This is a genomic window from Massilia varians (genome assembly GCF_027923905.1).
GTDB classification, from domain to species: Bacteria; Pseudomonadota; Gammaproteobacteria; order Burkholderiales; family Burkholderiaceae_D; genus Telluria; species Telluria varians_B.
On sequence record NZ_AP026966.1, the window covers coordinates 3,170,301 to 3,189,581 of the forward strand.

A 19,281-nucleotide genomic window follows, 5' to 3' on the forward strand; every position below is an offset into this window, starting at 1 on the left:
GGTCGCGGCCCGGATAGTCCGACGGAGGCCCCGCGCCAGTGTTGACCGACATATTGATCATCTCCTTCCTCATTCTGATGAATGGAGTGTTCGCCATGAGCGAGTTGGCACTAGTCTCGGCCAAGCGCATGCGCCTCGAGCGGCGCGCCGAAGAAGGAAGCCGCGGGGCGCGCGCCGCCCTCAACCTGGCCGACGACCCCAGTCACTTCCTCTCGACCGTGCAGGTCGGGATCACCCTGATCGGCATTTTCAACGGCGCCTTCGGCGAGGCCTCCCTGGTCAGCCACCTGACGCCCGAACTGGCCACCCTCCCCGTCATCGGACCCTATGCGCGCGAAGCGGCGCTCGCCGTGGTCGTGATCGCGATCACGGTGGCCTCGATCATCTTCGGCGAACTGGTTCCGAAGCGCATCGCGATGGCCTTCCCGGAATTGGTAGCCACCCTGATCTCGCAGCCGCTGCGCATGCTGTCGGTGCTGATGGCGCCGTTCGTGAAGTTCCTGTCCCTCACCACCAACGCCATCGTGCGCGTGCTCGGCATCCGCGAAGCCAAGGAAGAGCCGCCGACCGAGGAAGACATCATCGGCTCGATCAAGGAAGGCGCCGACACCGGCGTGTTCGAGAAGACCGAATACGACATCGTGCAGCGCGCCCTGCGCCTGGACGACCAGCACCTCAAGTCCCTGATGACGCCGCGCGTCGACCTGGTGATCCTCGACCTCGAGGACGAGCGTCAGAAGAACCTGGAGGCGATCGCGACCAATCCCTACAGCCGCTACCCGGTCTGCCGCGGCGACCGCTCGCACATCCTGGGCTACGTGATGGCGCGCGACCTGTTCGCGCAGGCCGTGCGCACCGGCTCGCTCGACGGGGTCGACCTCGACGGCGCGGTGCAGGAACTGCTGTACGTGCCCGAGACCGTGAGCGCCATGGCCCTGCTCGAGATGTTCAAGAAGAACCGCGCCGAGCTGGCCCTGATCGTCGACGAGTACGGCGACATCCAGGGCATGGTCACGCTCAGCGACGTGATGAGCGCCCTGGTGGGCGACGTCAGCGTGGCCGGCGAGGAACACGACGCCGACGCCGTGCGCCGCCCGGACGGCAGCTGGCTGCTCGACGGCGGGGTCTCGCTCGACCGCTTCCGCGACGTGCTGGAAACCGCCTGCGAGTTTCCCGGCGAGGACGAAGGAGCCTATCACACCCTGGCCGGCTTCCTGCTGTACCAGCTCGGCTACATCCCCAAGCCGGCCGAGATCGTCGACTGGGAGGGCTTGCGCTTCGAAGTCATGGACATGGACGGCAACCGCATCGACCGCATCATGGTCTCGCGCTACGTGCCGGTGGAGCCCGAGCCCGAGCGGGATTAATCTTCTGTTAAGCCTGTTACGGTATCGTCGCGCTATCTCAACCAGGAAACGCGCGCAATGGACGTTCTCACCCTAGGCCCTCTGGTCCTGCCCACCGCCGTGCTGCTGGTCGTGGGCGGCATCCTGCTGGCCAACCTGCTGGCCGAGTGGTTCCGGCGCCGCCGCGGCCTCGATCCCGGCCCGATCCTGTGGAAGATGCTGCTGGCCGGCTTCGTGGCCGCGCGCGCCGTGTTCGTGCTGCGCCACCATGACCTGTTCGCCGACCATCCCTGGCGCGCGCTCGACTTTCGCGACGGCGGCTTCGACGCGACCGCCGGCCTGGTAGTCGCCTGCGTGGTGGGCGCCGAGCTGACCCGCCGCGCGCCGGCCCTGCGCCGCCCGCTGCTGGTCTCGAGCCTGGCCGGGATCGCGCTCTGGATGGGCGGCGCCATGCTGCTGCCGGCCTTCGCGCCGGCGCACGCGCCGTTGCCGGAACTGAGCGTGCGCCGGCTCGACGGCAGCGAGCTGCCCTTGAGGAGCTTCCAGGGCAAGCCCCTGGTGGTCAACCTGTGGGCCACCTGGTGTCCGCCCTGCCGGCGCGAGATGCCGGCGCTGGCGGCGATGCAGCGCAAGCGGCCGGACCTGGGCTTCGTGTTCGTCAACCAGCGCGAGAGCGCGGGCACGGTCCAGGCTTTCCTGACGGCCCAGGGCCTGCGCATGGAGAACGTGGTGACCGACCCGGCCGGACAGCTGGCCGCGCGCACCGGCTCGGTGGGCTTTCCCACCACGCTGTTCTACGACGCCCGGGGCGTGCTGAGGTTCCGGCACGTGGGAGAGCTGTCGGAGGCCACGCTCAGGGAAAAACTGGCGGCGCTGGAGCGCTAGGCGCCTTCCCCTGCGCGCGCCGCTGTGGTAAAACACAGGCCGCAACCAGGAGAGCCCATGCAAGTGAACCCGATCCAGCTGTTCGACGCCGAATCCTCGACCTACACCTACCTCCTGTCCGCGCCGGACAGCCGGGACGCGGTGATCATCGACCCGGTCGACCGCCACTGGCAGCGCGACCTCGCCCACATCGAGCGCCTCGGATTGAAGCTTACCCACGTGCTGGAAACCCACGCCCACGCCGACCACGTCACCTCGGCCGGCAAGCTGCGCGCCCTGACCGGCGCCAAGGCCTGCGTGCCGAGCGGCTGCGGCATTCCGCCGGCCGAGGTGCAGCTGCAGGACGGCGACCTGATTTCGTTCGGCGAGCGCGAGCACATCGCCGTGATCCACACGCCCGGCCATACCGCGGGCAGCATGTGCTACCTCTGGCGCGGCAACCTGTTCAGCGGCGACACCCTGCTGGTGGACGGCTGCGGGCGCACCGACTTCCAGGGCGGCAGCGCGGAAAACCTGTACGACAGCGTCACCCGCAAGCTGTTCGTGCTCGACGAGGCCACCCGGGTCTGGCCCGGCCACGACTATCGCGGCCAGTCGGTCTCCACCATCGGCTGGGAAAAGCGCCACAACGCGCGCCTGGCCGGCCGCTCGCGCGAGGACTTCGTGGCCCTGATGGCCGCGCTGAACCTGCCGCGCCCGACATTGATGGACGTGGCGGTGCCCGCCAACCGCAACCTGGGCCTGGCGCACAGCGTGTAAGGCGGCGGCTGAACTTTACTTCTAAAAAGCAACAAGCGAATTCGTCAGTTCCAGATATAATCTTGCATCCACAGAAACGATATTGCACCCACGGCAATTTTCTTGCCGGTGCACCAAGGCGGATGCATGAAACAGTTTGACGACCTGGCCCACTGGCGCGCGCGCATTTTCTCGACCCTGATGTCGGCCGTGCTGGTGCTCGGCCTGGCGGCGGCCGTGCCCAGTGCGATCCTGGCCATGGCCGACGGCATCTGGCAAATCGCGCTGATGGACGTCGTGGCCCTGGGCTGGGTCTTCGCGATCTGGTGGTTCGACCGCCTCCCCTACACGCTGCGTGTCCTGAACTTCCTCTCGATGCTGTTCCTGGTGGGCGTCGGCCTGATGCTCGGCGTCGGCGCGGTCAGCCAGATCTTCCTGATGGCGCCGCCGGTGCTGGCCGTGATCCTGCTCGGCACCCGCCAGGCTCTGACGGCCCTGTTCCTGAGCGGCCTCACCATCCTCGGCCTGGGCCTGGCCGGCCACGCCAAGCTGTATGTCGCCGGCCTAGGCCAGGATCAACTGCTGTCCTCGCTGGTCGTCACGCTCAACTTCCTGTGCGTCGGCGCCCTGATCACCATCACCTGCGGCGCCCTGGTCAAGGGCCTGGCCGCGACCCTCGGCGAGCTGCACGGTTTCGCCGAAACGCTCGAAACCAAGCAGGACAAGCTGCACGCGCTGAACGCCGAACTGCGCCTGACCTCGGCCGCGGTGGCGCGCCTGAACGACATGGTGCTGATCGCCCAGGCCATCGACGAACCCGGCGCGCAGCAGCCGATCATCTCCGCCAACGAAGCCTTCGAACGCCGCACCGGCTACCGGCGCGACGAGATCATCGGCCAAAGCATGCGCCTGCTGCACGGCCAGGACACCGATCCCGACGAAGTGGCGCGCATCCTGCGCGCAGTCGCGTGCAACGAACCGGTCAAGGCCGAACTGCTGCTGTACACCAAGGCCGGCGAGCCCTTCTGGGCCGAGATGGAGCTGGTGCCCTTCGCCAGCGACGGCGGGCGCAGCACCCACTGGGTCGTGGTAGGGCGCGACATCACCGAGCGCCGCAACTCGGCCAAGGCGATCCATCACCTGGCCTTCTACGACGTGCTGACCGGCCTGCCGAACCGGCGCCTGTTCACCGAGCGGCTCGACGCCCTGGTGAACGCGCGCAATGCCGGCGGCGCGCTGGGCGCCGTGCTGTTCATCGACCTCGACAACTTCAAGTACGTCAACGACGCCCGCGGCCACGCCACCGGCGACGCCCTGCTGCGCAGCGCGGCCGCGCGCCTGCTGGCCACCGTGCGTGCGCGCGACACCGTGGCGCGCCTGGGCGGCGACGAATTCGTGATCCTGCTGAACGACCTGGGGGACGATCCCGACACCGCGGCCGGCGCCGCGCTCAAGGTGGCGCACAAGGTGCTGGCGGCGCTGGGCGAGGAAGTCACGATCGACGAGCACGTGTACCGCTCGACGGGCAGCATCGGCGTGGCCCTGCCGCTGCGCGCCGGCCAGACCGCCCACGACCTGCTGCGCGAAGCCGACACCGCGATGTACCAGGCCAAGGCGAGCGGACGCAATGGCGTCGCCTTGTTCGAGTCCACCATGCTGGCCGAGGCCGAGCAGAAGCTCACGCTCGAACGCGACCTCGCCAATGCCCTCGAGCGCGGCGAACTGGCCATGCACCTGCAGCTGCAGGTCGACCGCGCGCAGCGGCCGGTCGGCGCCGAGCTGCTGATGCGCTGGCGCCGCGCCGACGGGATCCTGGTGCCGCCCGACGTGTTCATTCCGATCGCGGAAAGCACCGGCCTGATCGTTCCGCTGGGGACCTGGGTGCTGCGCCAGGCCTGCGAAGCCTGGCTGCGCCTGGAGGCGGCAGGCCATCCGCTGCCGCTGTCGATCAACGTCAGCCCGGCGCAGTTCCGCCAGCCGGACTTCGTCGAGACGGTGGCGCGGGTGCTGCAGGAAACCGGCGCCCCGGCCGGGCAGCTGATCTTCGAAGTCACCGAGGGCCTGCTGGTGTCGAACCTGGACCAGACCATCGCGCGCATGGACGAGCTGGCGGCCCTGGGCATCCGCTTCTCGGTGGACGACTTCGGCACCGGCTACTCGAGCCTGGCCTACCTCAAGCGCATGCCCCTGTACGAGATCAAGATCGACAAGAGTTTTATTCGCGACACCCCGAACGACGTCAACGGCACCGCCATCGTGCAGTCGATCCTGGCCATGGCCGACCACCTCGGCCTGCGCGTGGTGGCCGAGGGTATCGAGACCGCACAGCAGGCCGACTACCTCAGCGACAACGGCAGTCCGCTGATGCAGGGCTACCTGTTCTCGCGCCCGGCGCCGCTGGACGAGCTGCTCGCCGTGCTGGACGCTCCAGACTCCGCGCGCAGCGCCGCCTGATGCTAAGCTGTGCCTTGACGCAGACCCGGAGCACAGCGTGGCGCACCAGAGCATCCTCGACATCCATACACCAGGGCGCGGGACCCGCGACATCACCGAAGCGGTCGCCGAGGTGGTGCGCGCCGCGCAGGTCCAGTGCGGCCTGGCCCACGTGTTCGTGCAGCACACCAGCTGCTCGCTGCTCATCACCGAGAACGCCGACCCCGACGTGCGGCGCGACCTCGAGACCGTCCTGCGGCGGCTCGCGCCCGACGGCGACCCGGCCTACCGTCACGACGCCGAAGGGCCGGACGACATGGCGGCCCACGTGCGCACCATGCTGACCGGGTCCGGCCTGAGCGTTCCGGTCGGCGCCGGCCGCCTGCTGCTCGGCACCTGGCAGGGCATCTACCTGTACGAGCACCGCAGCGCGCCGCATCGCCGCAAGGTGGTCGTCACCGTCCTCTGAGTTTTGCGTGGACAGCATCGGCCGCTGCGGCTAGTCTGGAGCCTCGCGCTTTCGCAGGAGGTCTCCCGATGTCCCGCCTGTTCGCCCGGCTGCGCCTGAGCGCCGCCCTGCTGCTCGCCCTGCCCGCCAGCGCGTTCGCCGGCCAGGCCGCGCTCGTGGCCGCCGCCGACCACCACCAGCACCTGTTCAGTCCCGCCATCATCGCCTTCATCGCACCGGCGCCCGGGCCCGATGCGCTGCGCGAGATCCCGGTGACGACATTGATCTCCCTGCTGGACGAGGCCGGCATTGCCCGCGCCGCCGTGATGTCGACGGCCTACATGTTCGGCCGCCCCTCGCGCGTGGTCGAGGACGAGTATGCCAAGGTCAAGGCGGAGAACGACTGGACCGCCGCCCAGGTGGCCAGGTACCCCGGGCGCCTGCGCGCCTTCTGCGGCTTCAATCCGCTGAAGGACTATGCGCTGGCCGAGCTGGAGCGCTGCGCGGCGCACCCGCAGCTGCGCACCGGCATCAAGATGCATTTCGGGAATTCCGACGTCCAGCTGGACAAGCCGGAACACCTGGCCCGCCTCAAGGAAGTGTTCCGCGCCGCCAACCGGCACCGCATGGCGATCGCGGTCCACCTGCGCGCCTCGATCTCGCTAAAACGCCCCTACGGCGCAGCGCAGGCGCGCGCCTTCCTGGAACAACTCATGCCCGAGGCCACCGACATCGTGGTGCAGGTGGCGCACCTCGCCGGCAGCGGCCCCGGCTACGAGGATCCGCCGGCGCAGGCGGTGATGCGCACCTTTGCCGAGGCGGCCGTGCGCAAGGACCCGCATTCCCGCAATCTCTACTTCGACGTGGCCTCGATCGCCACGCCCGACATGAGCCCGGCGCAGGCGCGCGAGATGGTCGAGCGCATCCGCCAGGTGGGCGTCGACAAGATCCTGTACGGCTCGGACGCGGCCAAGCCCACCAACATGACGCCGCGCCAGGCCTGGGCGGCCTTCCGCGCGCTGCTGCTGACCGAGGCCGAAATCAAGCGGATCGCGGACAACGTCGCCCCTTACCTGCGCTGATGTTTCGCGCTCGTCCGGATGAGCAAACGGCGGTGTTGCCGTCCTCCCAACACAGCCTGCCGATATGTTGTATGATGTCAGATGACATTGAAACAGGACCGATTACGCATGTTCCCCGCATCATCCCTCGGCCGCGCCGCGCCGCGCGACACCGTCTTCTTTTCTCGCCCCCTGGTCGTGGTCTTGCTGGCCACGCTGTGCTGCCTGTTGTGGGGTAGCTCCTACCCCGCCATCAAAACCGGTTACGCCCTGCTGGGCATCACGCAGCAGGATATTCCGTCCAAGCTGGTCTACGCCGGCTACCGCTTCCTGCTGGCCGGGATCGGCGTGGCGCTCGCCGCCTGCCTGCTGCAGAAGAAGTTCCCCCTGCCGTCCCGCGACGGGATGCGCCAGGTGGTCGTGCTGGGCATCGCCCAGACCAGCCTGCAGTACGTGTTCTTCTACATCGGGCTGGCCTACACCACGGGCGTGCGGGCATCGATCCTGAACGCCAGCACGACCTTCTTCAGCGTCCTGCTGGCGCACTTCCTCTACAAGGATGACCGCCTGTCCGCGCGCAAGGCCATCGGTTGCTCGCTTGGCCTGGCCGGCGTGCTGGCGGTAAATGCCGACGCCAGCCTGCTGGGCGGCGGCATCAGCCTGCAGGGCGAGGGCTTCATCGTCCTGGCCGCCTTGGTGCTGTCGGCGGCCTCGATCTACGGCAAGCGCGTCTCGCAGCGCATGGATGCGATGACGATGACCGCCTGGCAGCTGGCGATCGGCGGCCTGGTCCTGCTCGTGGCCGGCTACGTGCCAGGCGGCAGCCTGGGGCGGCTCGACCTGGTTTCAAGCCTGCTGCTGCTCTACCTCGCCGCGCTGTCGGCGATCGCCTTCACCCTGTGGAGCCTGCTGCTCAAGCACAATCCGGTGGGACTGGTCAGCATGTTCGCCTTCCTGGTGCCGCTGTTCGGCGCAGCCCTGTCCGGCATCTGGCTGCACGAGGACGTCCTGACCTGGACCAATCTCGCCGCGCTGGTACTGGTATGCGGTGGCGTACTGCTGGTGACGCGCGGCCCGCGCACCAGCGCATCCGGTCCGGATGGGCGGCCTTAGGCCGGTCCTGGCGCGCTAGGGTGAAACGGTCGGCCACGAGCGCAGGCGATCGGATCATGAGGCATGCATATTTCCGCACGTCCGTGATTTTTGTTGAATTTCGGAGCCAGGCAGCGGTGGTATTCTCGCCGCCTTGCTTCCGATTCGACACGATGACTCCCAAGAATACCCTGTGGGCGCTGCTGGTGCTCATGTTTGCCTGCGGCATGACCGACGCCCTGTACGCCGCCACCCACGTGCGCATGCCCGCCTGGTGGATGGTGCTCTCCGCCTTCCTGCTGAGCTTCCTGCCCTATTACTGGTACCGGCTCGACAGCGAGGCGCGCCTGTACCGCCGTCCACGCTGGATGAGCATGGCCGTCGTGACGATCGCGCCGATCGGCATTCCACTCTACCTGCTGCGCAGCCGGCCCCAGGGCGGGCGCCTGGTGTCGCTGGCGCGCATGTCGGGCTTCCTCTTGATGATGCTGGGAGCCAGCGTGGCAGGCGTGCTGGCGTTCTTCATGATGCCAGGCTGAGCGGTTCATCCGAAGGCGGCGTGAGCCCTTCGGCTCAGGCTCGCGCCGCCTGAGACGTCCTTTTGTTAAGCTGGCTCTAATGCCACGCCAGGCGTGGCCCGTCCACTTTCATCGATGGGAGAACAGCGATGCGCAAAATGATCATGATGGCCATTGCAGGCCTGCTCTGGAAAAAATTCGGCGGCAAGATGGCGCAACGCTATCCGATGGGACGCCGCAGCTACCGCCGTTACTAAGCCTGCCGCGCGGCGGCCAGCGCGCTTTCGTCCGGTCCGCCGTCCGCAGCAGCCTTGCTTGCAGTAAAATCGCTGGCTTTAGGCAAATACGCTGAAGGCCGACGATGGACACCGCCAAGCATGAACTCAAACGTGGCTTAAAGAACCGCCACATCCAGCTGATCGCCCTCGGCGGCGCTATCGGCACCGGCCTGTTCCTGGGCGTGGCCCAGACCATCCAGCAGGCCGGCCCCTCCGCCCTGCTCGGCTATGCGATCGCCGGCCTGGTCGCCTTCCTCATCATGCGCCAGCTCGGCGAAATGATCGTCGACGAGCCGGTCGCCGGTTCCTTCGGCTATTTCGCCAGCAAGTATGGCAGCCCGATGGCCGGCTTCGTCTCGGGCTGGAACTACTGGGTGATGTACATCCTCGTCAGCATGGCCGAGCTGTCCGCGCTCGGCATCTACGTCCAGTACTGGTTCCCGGGGATCCCGACCTGGGTCTCGGCGCTCGGCTTCTTCGTGCTCGTCAACTCCCTCAGCCTGCTCAACGTGAAGGCCTTCGGCGAGCTGGAATTCTGGTTTTCGATCATCAAGGTGGCGGCCGTGGTCGGCATGATCGTGTTCGGCCTCTACCTCTTGATCAGCGACACCGCGGGGCCGCAGGCCGGCGTGGCCAACCTGTGGCAGCACGGCGGCTTCTTCCCGAACGGCCTGGTCGGCCTGGCGCTGTCGATGGCGGTGATCATGTTCTCCTTCGGCGGCCTCGAGATGATCGGCATCACCGCCGCCGAAGCCGACAACCCGGGCCGCACCATCCCGCGCGCCATCAACCAGGCCATCTGGCGCATCGCCATCTTCTACGTCGGCGCCCTGGCGGTGCTCCTGATGCTCTACCCGTGGCAGAAAGTCGTTACCGGCGGCAGCCCCTTCGTGCTGATCTTCGCGGCGCTGGACAGCAACATCGTCGCCAACATCCTCAACCTGGTGGTCTTGACCGCCGCCCTGTCGGTCTACAACGGCTGCACCTATGCCAACAGCCGCATGCTGTTCGGCCTGGCGGAACAGGGCAATGCGCCGCGCGCCCTGCTCAAGGTCAGCAAGCGCGGGGTGCCGCTGGCCGCCCTGGGCGTGTCGGCAGTTGCCACCGGCATCTGCATCTGCGTTAACTATTTCCTGCCGCGGGACGCCTTCGGCATGCTGATGGGACTGGCCGTGGCGGCGCTGGTCATCAACTGGGGCATGGTGTGCTGGAGCCACCTGCGCTTTCGCCGCGCCAAGCGCGCCGCGGGCCAGGCGACCGCGTTCCGCAGCCCCTTGTTCCCGCTCACCAACTACCTGTGCCTAGCCTTCCTGGCCGGCATCATCGTGGTGATGTACCTGACGCCGGGCCTGCAGTTGTCGGTGTTCATGATTCCGGCCTGGCTGGGCCTGCTGGCGCTGGGCTACTGGCTGCGCCAGCGCCAGCGCGCCGGCGCCGCGGCCGCCCCGGTGGTGTAAAGACGCGCCAAAACGACAGCCCGCCCCCGTTTCCCGACCGGGCTGCCGATTTCTCATGTTGCGCTAGCTCAACAGCCAGACTGTTGATAAAGTATTACTCCAGTGGAGGCCGCGTTCGCCCACCTGTCCGGGTAGCGACGCGCCTCCGGCCATTCCTTATCCATGAGCCGAAGGAGTCAACTTGAAGAAGATTGTCGCCAGTGTCGTCGCACTCGCCCTGTTCGCGACCGACGCCCACGTCGTCGTCGCCGCGCAGGACTACAGCAAATACAGCCAGGAAGCCCTGGAAAAGGAACTGGCGCTGATCGCCACGTCCCGCCTCAGCGTGATGGTGCCGATGCGCGACGGCGTCACGCTGTCGACCGACATCTACATGCCGAAGAACGCCAGGGGCAAGCTGCCCGCGATCCTGTGGAAGACGCCCTACAACGAAGGCAAGCTGAGAGGATCGACCCAGCGCTACGTGCTCGAATCGGTCAAGCGAGGCTACAGCTTCATCGTCCAGAACGAACGCGGCCGCTATTTTTCGGGCGGCAACTGGGAGATCCTGGGCAAGCCGCAAACCGACGGCTACGACACCCTGAGCTGGATCGCGGCGCAAGACTGGTCGAACGGCAAGGTCGGCACCCTGGGCTGCTCGTCCTCGGCCGAATGGCAGCTGGCGCTTGCCGGCCTGAACCACCCGGCGCACGCGGCGATGGTGCCGATGGCGGCCGGCGCCGGCATCGGCAAGGTGGGCCGTTTCCAGGAACAGGGCAACTGGTACACCGGCGGCGTGCCGCGCAACCTGTTCTTCGTCTGGCTGTACGGCGTCGACAATCCGCTGCGCGCCCAGCTGCCGGCCATTGGCGACGACAAGCTGCGCGCCCGCGTCGAGGCCTACAATGACCTCGATCCGGCCAAGCCGAAGGTCGACTGGAACAAGCAGATCAAGCACCTGCCGGTGGACCAGCTGCTGTCCTCGCTGGGCGAGCCGGCCGGCACCTTCGAGCAGCTCATCAAGCGCACGCCCGCCGACCCGGCCTGGCGCCAGGGCGGCCTGTACCACGAGGGCATGGGCTGGGGCGTGCCCGCGCTGTGGTTCAACAGCTGGTACGACGTGTCGATCGGCCCGAACCTGGAACTGTTCAACCATGCGCGCGCGGCCGGCACCGACAAGGAAGCGAGCAGCAACCAGTACGCGGTGGTGGCGCCGAACGTGCACTGCGCTTTTTCCCGCCTGGGCCCGAACAACACCATCGGCGAGCGCAACATGGGCGACACCAGTTTCGACGTCGACGGCGCCATCTACGGCTGGTTCGACCGCTGGCTCAAGGGCGATGCCAAGGCCTTCCCGGCCTCAACCCCGCACGTGCGCTATTTCGAGATGGGCGCCAACCGCTGGCAGAGCGCCGGCACCTGGCCGCCGGAAAAGGCCAAGCCGATGCGCCTGTACCTGCGCTCCGGCGGGAAGGCGAATTCGCTCTACGGCGACGGCCGCTTGACGACCGAAGCGCCGGGCGCGAACGAAGCGGCCGACCGCTACCGCTACGACCCGATGAACCCGGTGCAGACCATCGGCGGCGGCGACTGCTGCAATGGCGGCATCGTTGTGCCGGGCGCCTTCGACCAGCGTCCGGTCGAGGCGCGCAGCGACGTGCTGGTCTACACCAGCGACCCGCTGCCGACACCGGTGAGCGTGGCCGGCTTCGTCGATGCGGTGCTGAAGGTCTCGTCGAACGCCAGGGACACCGACTTCGCGGTGAAACTGGTCGACGTGGCGCCGGACGGCACCGCCTGGATCGTCGGCGACACCATCTTCCGCGCGCGCTACCGCAACGGCTTCGACCAGCCGGCGCCCTTGACGCCGGGTGAAGTCGTGACCATCCGCCCGAGCCCGATCGCCACCGCGATCCAGTTCGGCGCCGGCCACCGCATCCGGGTCGAGGTGAGCTCGTCGAACTTCCCGAAATTCGTGCGCAACCTGAACACGGGCGGGCCGAACGAAAGCGAGAAGACCGGCGTGGTGGCGGACAACGCCGTGCACCACGACAGCACGCACCAGAGCTACATCGAGCTGCCGGTCGTGCAATAAGCGGCGATCGTGTCAGCCCGCGGCGGGTTCAGTCGCTTCCCGCCGCGCCATCTGCTCCATGTAATGCACGACCTCGGCAAAGGACATCGGCCGGCCGAACAGCCAGCCCTGCGCATACTGGACGCCATGGCGCAGCAGGAAGTCGGCTTGCGCCTGGCTCTCTACCCCTTCCGCAATCATGCGCAGCCCCAGGTCCCTGGCCATCGAGATGATGTGCCCGACCACCTGGCTGGTCGGCGCACCGGTGCCGATCGCCTCGATGAAGCTACGGTCGATCTTCAGGTAATCGAGCTCCAGCGATTCCAGATAGGACAGGCTCGAATAGCCGGTGCCGAAGTCGTCGATCGCGATCGCGAAGCCGTGGCGCCGCAGCGTGCCCGAGGTTTCGCGCGCGACCACCGGGTCGAGCAGGCCGCGCTCGGTCACTTCGAGGATCACGCTGGAGGGATGCGCGCCCATCCGGTCGAGCGTGGCCTGCAGCTTGTCGTGAAAATCGGGCGAATGGAAGTCGGCGGGCGCGACGTTGATCCCGATATGAAAGCCGGGATGGGTTTCGAGGTAGAAACCGACATCGCGGCAGACCAGGTCCAGCACCTGGTGCGTCAGCCTGGCGATGGTGTCGTCCTGCTCGGCGATGGGGATGAACAGCTCCGGCATGACGACCTCGCCGGTGGAGCGGCGCCAGCGCACCAGCGCCTCGACGCCCATCCAGCGCCCCGTGCGCAGCTCCACCACGGCCTGATACTCGAGGAAGAATTCGCGGCGCCTGAGCGCCGAGCGCACCGCATAGGGCAAGGCCATCTGCTGGCGCGCCAGGTACAGGATCGCAAAGCTCAGCGCCGCCCCGGCCAGCATGCCCGCCGGCACCAGCCGGACCGCGAAGTTGCGCGAGCGGTCCGCCAGGTAATGCATGGGCACGGCCGCAATGCCGACCGTCTGGAAGGCCGAGGAACGCACCACCGCCACCACATGGCCGTCATCCTCGAACACCGCCTCGCGCGCGCTGCCCAGACGCTTCGCCCAGCCCGGGTCGATATGGCCGCGGGCACTGATCGGGGCGGCGAAGTCGAGCGGCATCACGGCCAGCGACACATCGGGCTCGCTCTTGGCCGTGTCGATTGGTAATTGCGCATGCAAAATGGCGGCAAAATTACCGTACTGCACAACGAGGAAGGCATACTCGGGCGCGAACGGAAAATGCACGTCGATGCGTATCAAGGCGCCGGATGCGCTGCGGTAAGTCGGTTCGCCCAGCTCGAGGACGCGCGCACTGCCGACGATGGACGAGCACAGCATCCGGTTGCCCTCGACGTAGCCGACCGCCTGGATATAGGTCGATCCCAGGTCGATCTCGCGCATGAGGTCGATGCTGGCCGGCACGCAAGGTGTCGCCGTATACGGCGCGAAGCGCCTGACGGCCGCGGCCACCTGCGCCGCCGTCTCGTCCCCGCGCATCACGACGTCGCGCGCATAGCCGAGCGCATGCGCACTTTCCGCCTTGAATGCCTGCCTTTGGGCCTCGTGGATGGCCAGCCAGATAGGACCGCCGATCGCAACGATCGCCAGCAGGAGCGTAAGCAGAACGACGCCAGTTTTTTTCATGATTCCCTGCGAACGGGCATGAACGGGATGCTGCGCCAGTCCATACTACAGACGCCGCCCGCGGCCCGCAATCCGAAGGCGTCGCCTGACACGGCCTTGTACCGCCTCCGCGACAAGCGCCGGGGCGCCGATCCGGCCGCCGCCATGGCCCGCTATGCTGCATAGCAATATGAAAATAGTTCGCCAGGGGCTTCGTGTGCGCGACGGTTCGCCTTATCATGCTTGCCGCAAGTCACCTTACAAAGGGGAAGCGTTTATGAGTCAGAGTAAGCCTCTGTCGCTGCATGTACCGGAGCCTACCGGCCGCCCGGGCTGCAAGACCGATTTTTCGTACCTGCAATTGAGTCCCGCCGGCGCCGTCCGGCGTCCGCCCGTCGACGTGGCGCCGCTCGACACGAGCGACATCGCCACCGGCCTGATCCGCGTCCTGGACGAGAACGGCGATGCCGTCGGTCCCTGGGCGCCCGAGGCCGATCCCGAACTGCTGCGCTTCGGGCTGCGCACCATGATGAAAACCCGCATCTTCGACGCCCGCATGGTCATCGCCCAGCGCCAGAAGAAGATGTCCTTCTATATGCTCTCGCTCGGCGAGGAAGCCCTGGGCACCGCCCAGGCCCTGGCCCTCGAAGACGGCGACATGCATTTCCCGACCTACCGCCAGCAGAGCCTCCTGATCGCCAAGCAGGTGCCGCTGGTCGAAATGATCTGCCAGCTGCTGTCGAACGAGCGCGATCCGCTCAAGGGCCGCCAGCTGCCGGTGATGTACTCGGTGCGCCGCGCCGGTTTCTTCTCGATTTCCGGCAACCTCGCCACCCAGTACCCGCAAGCGGTGGGCTGGGCGATGGCCTCGGCGATCAAGGGCGATACGAAGATCGCCTCGGCCTGGATCGGCGACGGCGCCACCGCCGAATCCGACTTTTCCACCGCCCTCACCTTTGCTCACGTGTACCGCGCGCCGGTCATCCTCAACGTGGTCAACAACCAGTGGGCGATCTCGACCTTCCAGGCCATCGCCGGCGGCGAGAGCGTCACCTTCGCCACCCGCGGCGTCGGCAGCGGCATCGCTTCCTTGCGCGTGGACGGCAACGACTTCCTGGCAGTGCTTTCCGCCTCGCGCTGGGCGGCCGAACGGGCCCGCTCGAACCTGGGTCCGACCCTGATCGAATGGGTCACCTACCGCGCCGGCCCGCACTCGACCTCGGACGACCCCTCGCGCTACCGCCCGGCCGACGACTTCCAGCACTTCCCGCTGGGCGACCCGGTGGCCCGCCTGCGCCAGTACCTGACCAAGCAGGGCTGGTGGTCGGACGAAGAGCACGAGCGCGTGCAGGCCGCGCTCGAGGCGGAAGTCCTCGCGGCCCAGAAAGAGGCCGAGTCCTACGGCATCCTGGGCGACGAGCGCGCCCCGAGCGCGGCCACGATGTTCGAGGACGTGTACAAGGACATGCCGGAGCACCTGCGCCGGCAACGCCAGGAACTGGGAGTATGAAGATGGCGCGAGACGATATCCCAAAAGAAACGGCAACCATGCCGATGACCATGATCCAGGCGCTGCGCTCGGCCATGGACGTGATGATGGAACGCGACAACAACGTCGTGGTGTACGGCCAGGACGTCGGCTATTTCGGCGGCGTGTTCCGCGTCACGGATGGCCTGCAGGCGAAATACGGCAAGTCGCGCGTGTTCGATGCGCCGATTTCGGAAGGCGGCATCGTCGGCACCGCGGTGGGCATGGCGGCCTACGGCCTGCGCCCGGTGGTCGAGATCCAGTTCGCCGACTATTTTTATCCGGCCACCGACCAGATCGTGTCGGAAGCGGCGCGCCTGCGCTACCGCTCGGCCGGCGAGTTCACCGCCTCGATGGTGATCCGCATGCCCTGCGGCGGCGGCATCTACGGCGGCCAGACCCACAGCCAGAGCCCGGAAGCCTTCTTCACCCACGTGTGCGGCCTGCGCACGGTGATGCCGTCCAACCCCTTCGACGCGAAGGGCTTGCTCATCGCCTCGATCGAGAACGACGACCCGGTGATCTTCCTGGAGCCCAAGCGCCTGTACAACGGCCCCTTCGACGGCCACCACGACCGTCCGGTGGTGCCCTGGTCCGGCCACGCGCTGGGCAACGTCCCGACCGGACACTATACGGTGGACCTGGACAAGGCCAACATCGTCCGCCCCGGCAACGACGTGACCGTGCTCGCCTACGGCACCATGGTGTGGGTGTCGGAGGCGGCGGCGCGCGAATCCGGCGTCGACGCCGAGGTGATCGACCTGCGCAGCATCTGGCCGCTCGATCTCGAGACCATCGTCAACTCGGTCAAGAAGACCGGCCGCTGCGTCATCGTGCACGAAGCCACCCGCACCAGCGGCTTCGGCGCCGAGCTGGCGGCCCTGGTGCAGGAACACTGCTTCTACCAGCTGGAGGCGCCGATCGAGCGCGTCACCGGCTGGGATACCCCGTATCCGCATGCGCAGGAATGGGCTTATTTCCCGGGTCCCGACCGTGTCGGCGCGGCCCTGAAACGTGCGCTGGAGGGTAAATAACATGGGCATTCATGTCATTAAAATGCCAGACCTGGGCGAAGGCATCGCCGAGGTCGAGGTCGTGGCCTGGCACGTGCAGCCGGGCGACACGGTCAAGGAAGACCAGGTGCTGGCCGACGTCATGACCGACAAGGCCACCGTCGAGATCCCCTCGCCGGTGGCGGGCACCATCACCAGCCTGGGCGGCGCGGTCGGCCAGTCGCTGGCCGTGGGCGCGGAGTTGATCCGCCTCGACGTCGAAGGCGCCGGCAATTTCTCCGGCGAGAAGGCGAAACAGGAACCGGTGAAATCCGCTGCCGCCACGGCGCCCGCCGAAGAAGTCGCGGAACCGCAGCTGGAAGCGGTGGCGCAGGCCGAAGCCACGCAGGGCGCGAGCGCCAAGGCGGCCGCGCCGGCCGCGCCGGCGCCCAGGGCAGCTGCCCCGCAGGCCCGCAGCTACCAGAACGGTCCGGCGCCGATGCGTGCCGACGGTGAAAAACCGCTGGCCGCGCCGGCCGTGCGCCAGCGCGCCTGGGACCTGGGCATCGAGCTGCAGTTCGTGCACGGCAGCGGCCCGGCGGGACGCATCCTTCATTCCGACCTCGACGCCCATGTGGCGGGCCGCCGCGCCAGCGCGCCGGGCGCCGGCCGCGACGAGCGCTACGCCAAGCGCGACGGCGAGCAATCGGCCCCGGTGATCGGCCTGCGCCGCAAGATCGCCGAGAAGATGCAGGAAGCCAAGCGCAACATCCCGCACTTCACCTATGTGGAAGAAGTCGACGTCACCGAGCTGGAGGCGCTGCGCACCCAGCTCAACGCCAGGTATGGCGCCGAGCGCGGCAAGCTGACCTTCCTGCCGCTCCTGATGCGTGCGGTGGTGCTGGCGCTGCGCCAGTATCCGATGATGAATGCGCGCTACGACGACGCCAACAACCTCCTCACCCAGTTCGAAGGCGTGCACCTGGGCATCGCCGCCCAGACCGAGGCCGGCCTGATGGTGCCGGTGGTGCGCCATGCCGAGACGCTCGACCCGTGGGCCGCTGCCGCCGAGGTGGCGCGCCTGGCCGATGCGGCGCGCGCCGGCCGCGCCACGCGCGAGGAGCTGACCGGCTCCACCATCACCATCACCAGCCTGGGCCCGCTGGGCGGCATCGTCACCACCCCGGTGCTGAACCGTCCGGAAGTGGCGATCATCGGCCCCAACCGCATCGTCGATCGCCCGATGATCCGGGATGGCGCCATGGTGGCGCGCAAGATGATGAACCTGTCGTCCTCGTTCGACCACCGCGTCATCGACGGCCAGGTGGCGGCCAAGTTCGTGCAGACCATCCGCGGCTACCTCGAAACCCCGGCCACCATCTTCGTGGAGTGAGCATATGGAGACACTGAACACCACACTCCTGATCATCGGCGGCGGACCGGGCGGCTACGTGGCCGGCATCCGCGCCGGCCAGCTCGGCGTGCCGACCGTGCTGGTCGAAGGCGCCGCCCCCGGCGGCACCTGCCTGAACATCGGCTGCATCCCGTCCAAGGCGATGATCCACGCGGCCGAGGAGTTCTGCAAGGCGCGTAGCTATGCGGCCGAAACCTCGCCGCTGGGCATCAGCGCGGCCTCCCCGCACATCGACCTCGAGCGCACCGTGGCCTGGAAGGACGGCATCGTCAAGAAGCTGACCGGCGGCGTCGGCGCCCTGCTCAAGAAGAATGGCGTCAAGCAGGTAGCCGGCTGGGCGACCATCCTGGACGGCAAGACCGTCGAGGTGCGCGCCGACGGCGACAGCCAAGCCTCGGTGCGGATCCGCTGCGAGCACATGCTGCTGGCCAGCGGCTCCGAGGCGGTCGAACTCCCCTTCATGCCCTTCGGCGGTCCGGTCATCTCCTCGACCGAGGCGCTCTCGCCCGATGGAATTCCACAGCGCCTGGTGGTGGTCGGGGCCGGCTACATCGGCCTGGAGCTCGGCACCGCCTACCGCAAGCTGGGCGCGCAGGTGACGGTGGTCGAAGCGGCCGACCGGATCCTGCCCGCCTATGACGCCGACCTGGTCAAGCCGGTGGCCGCCAGCCTGGCGCGCCTGGGCGTCGAGCTGCGCCTGGCGACCTCTGTGCTGGGCATGGACGGCGACGACGGCCAGCAGCGCGTGCGGGTGCGCGATGCGTCCGGCGTCGAAGCCCTGCTGGAAGCGGACCGCGTCCTGGTGGCGGTCGGCCGCAAGCCGCGCACCACGGGCTGGGGCCTGGAAAACCTGATGCTCGACATGAACGGGCGCGCGGTCAAGGTGGACGACCAGTGCCGCACCTCGATGCGCAACGTGTGGGCGATCGGCGACCTGACCGGCGAGCCAATGCTGGCGCACCGCGCCATGGCCCAGGGCGAGATGGTGGCCGAGATCGTGTCCGGCAAGCGCCGCCACTTCGCACCCGCCGCGATTCCCGCGGTGTGCTTCACCGATCCGGAAATCGTCGTGGTCGGGATGTCGCCGCTGGACGCCGACAAGGCCGGCATCGAGATCGTCACGGCCAACTTCCCGTTCAGCGCCAACGGACGCGCGATGACCATCGAAAGCACGGACGGCTTCGTGCGCGTGGTGGCGCGCAAGAGCGACCACCGCATCATCGGCTGGCAGGCCGTGGGCGGCGCGGTGTCGGAACTGACGGCCGGCTTCACCCAGTCGATCGAGCTGGGCGCCCAGCTCGAGGACATCGCCGGCACCATCCACGCGCACCCGACCCTGGGCGAGGCGGTACAGGAAGCCGCGCTGCGCGCACTGGGGCACGCGCTGCATATCTGAGCGCTGCTCCCCGCTACCCAAGCCGCCCACTCGGGCGGTT

The 19,281-nt window shown here is 67.8% G+C and carries 15 protein-coding genes; 14 read left to right on the plus strand and 1 reads right to left on the minus strand.

Annotated elements, in window-relative coordinates; all coding sequences use genetic code 11:
* The first annotated feature begins 38 nt into the window (after window positions 1-38).
* From MasN3_RS14340 to MasN3_RS14385, 10 genes are all read left to right on the plus strand, one after another.
* Complete coding sequence (locus MasN3_RS14340; RefSeq protein WP_307730355.1) at window positions 39-1,367, plus strand: hemolysin family protein; 1,329 nt, start codon at window positions 39-41, stop codon at window positions 1,365-1,367.
* A gap of 57 nt (window positions 1,368-1,424) precedes the next feature.
* Window positions 1,425-2,231 carry a TlpA disulfide reductase family protein gene (locus tag MasN3_RS14345; RefSeq protein ID WP_281907980.1) on the plus strand — a complete coding sequence of 269 codons (807 nt, stop codon included), beginning with the start codon at window positions 1,425-1,427 and terminating at the stop codon, window positions 2,229-2,231.
* Window positions 2,232-2,288: 57 nt separating this feature from the next.
* Entirely contained in the window at window positions 2,289-2,990 is a 702-nt protein-coding gene (locus tag MasN3_RS14350) for an MBL fold metallo-hydrolase (RefSeq protein WP_281907982.1), read from the plus strand.
* Window positions 2,991-3,116: 126 nt separating this feature from the next.
* Window positions 3,117-5,423, plus strand: coding sequence for a putative bifunctional diguanylate cyclase/phosphodiesterase (locus tag MasN3_RS14355; protein WP_281907983.1), 2,307 nt, complete (start codon window positions 3,117-3,119; stop codon window positions 5,421-5,423).
* A gap of 37 nt (window positions 5,424-5,460) precedes the next feature.
* Complete coding sequence (locus tag MasN3_RS14360; protein WP_281907985.1) at window positions 5,461-5,871, plus strand: secondary thiamine-phosphate synthase enzyme YjbQ; 411 nt, start codon at window positions 5,461-5,463, stop codon at window positions 5,869-5,871.
* Window positions 5,872-5,939: 68 nt separating this feature from the next.
* Entirely contained in the window at window positions 5,940-6,932 is a 993-nt protein-coding gene (locus MasN3_RS14365) for an amidohydrolase family protein (protein WP_281907986.1), read from the plus strand.
* A 108-nt stretch (window positions 6,933-7,040) separates the two neighbouring features.
* Window positions 7,041-8,024: a DMT family transporter gene (locus MasN3_RS14370; protein WP_281907988.1), complete on the plus strand. Its 984-nt coding sequence runs from the start codon at window positions 7,041-7,043 to the stop codon at window positions 8,022-8,024.
* A 152-nt stretch (window positions 8,025-8,176) separates the two neighbouring features.
* Window positions 8,177-8,542: a hypothetical protein gene (locus tag MasN3_RS14375; protein ID WP_281907989.1), complete on the plus strand. Its 366-nt coding sequence runs from the start codon at window positions 8,177-8,179 to the stop codon at window positions 8,540-8,542.
* 340 nt (window positions 8,543-8,882) lie between these two features.
* Window positions 8,883-10,256 carry an amino acid permease gene (locus MasN3_RS14380; RefSeq protein WP_281907990.1) on the plus strand — a complete coding sequence of 458 codons (1,374 nt, stop codon included), beginning with the start codon at window positions 8,883-8,885 and terminating at the stop codon, window positions 10,254-10,256.
* A gap of 181 nt (window positions 10,257-10,437) precedes the next feature.
* The gene (locus MasN3_RS14385; protein ID WP_281907992.1) at window positions 10,438-12,330 is read left to right on the plus strand and encodes a CocE/NonD family hydrolase; all 1,893 of its coding nucleotides are present in this window, start codon (window positions 10,438-10,440) and stop codon (window positions 12,328-12,330) included.
* Between the two features lie 12 nt (window positions 12,331-12,342).
* On the opposite strand, the gene MasN3_RS14390 is transcribed toward MasN3_RS14385, so the two are convergent.
* Window positions 12,343-13,932, minus strand: a complete 1,590-nt coding sequence (locus MasN3_RS14390; RefSeq protein WP_281907993.1) for an EAL domain-containing protein — start codon at window positions 13,930-13,932, stop codon at window positions 12,343-12,345.
* Between the two features lie 256 nt (window positions 13,933-14,188).
* Here MasN3_RS14390 and MasN3_RS14395 point away from each other — a divergent pair, with 256 nt between their 5' ends.
* Genes MasN3_RS14395 through lpdA form a run of 4 tightly spaced genes read left to right on the plus strand, consistent with a single transcriptional unit; the run spans window position 14,189 to window position 19,241 of the window.
* Window positions 14,189-15,421 (plus strand): 3-methyl-2-oxobutanoate dehydrogenase (2-methylpropanoyl-transferring) subunit alpha, encoded by a 1,233-nt coding sequence (locus tag MasN3_RS14395; protein ID WP_281907994.1) that lies wholly within the window; start codon window positions 14,189-14,191, stop codon window positions 15,419-15,421.
* 38 nt (window positions 15,422-15,459) lie between these two features.
* Window positions 15,460-16,473, plus strand: coding sequence for an alpha-ketoacid dehydrogenase subunit beta (locus tag MasN3_RS14400; protein WP_281907995.1), 1,014 nt, complete (start codon window positions 15,460-15,462; stop codon window positions 16,471-16,473).
* Window position 16,474: 1 nt separating this feature from the next.
* Window positions 16,475-17,824 carry a dihydrolipoamide acetyltransferase family protein gene (locus MasN3_RS14405; RefSeq protein ID WP_281907997.1) on the plus strand — a complete coding sequence of 450 codons (1,350 nt, stop codon included), beginning with the start codon at window positions 16,475-16,477 and terminating at the stop codon, window positions 17,822-17,824.
* 4 nt (window positions 17,825-17,828) lie between these two features.
* The gene (lpdA, locus tag MasN3_RS14410) at window positions 17,829-19,241 is read left to right on the plus strand and encodes a dihydrolipoyl dehydrogenase (protein ID WP_281907999.1); all 1,413 of its coding nucleotides are present in this window, start codon (window positions 17,829-17,831) and stop codon (window positions 19,239-19,241) included.
* The last annotated feature ends 40 nt before the right edge of the window (window positions 19,242-19,281 follow it).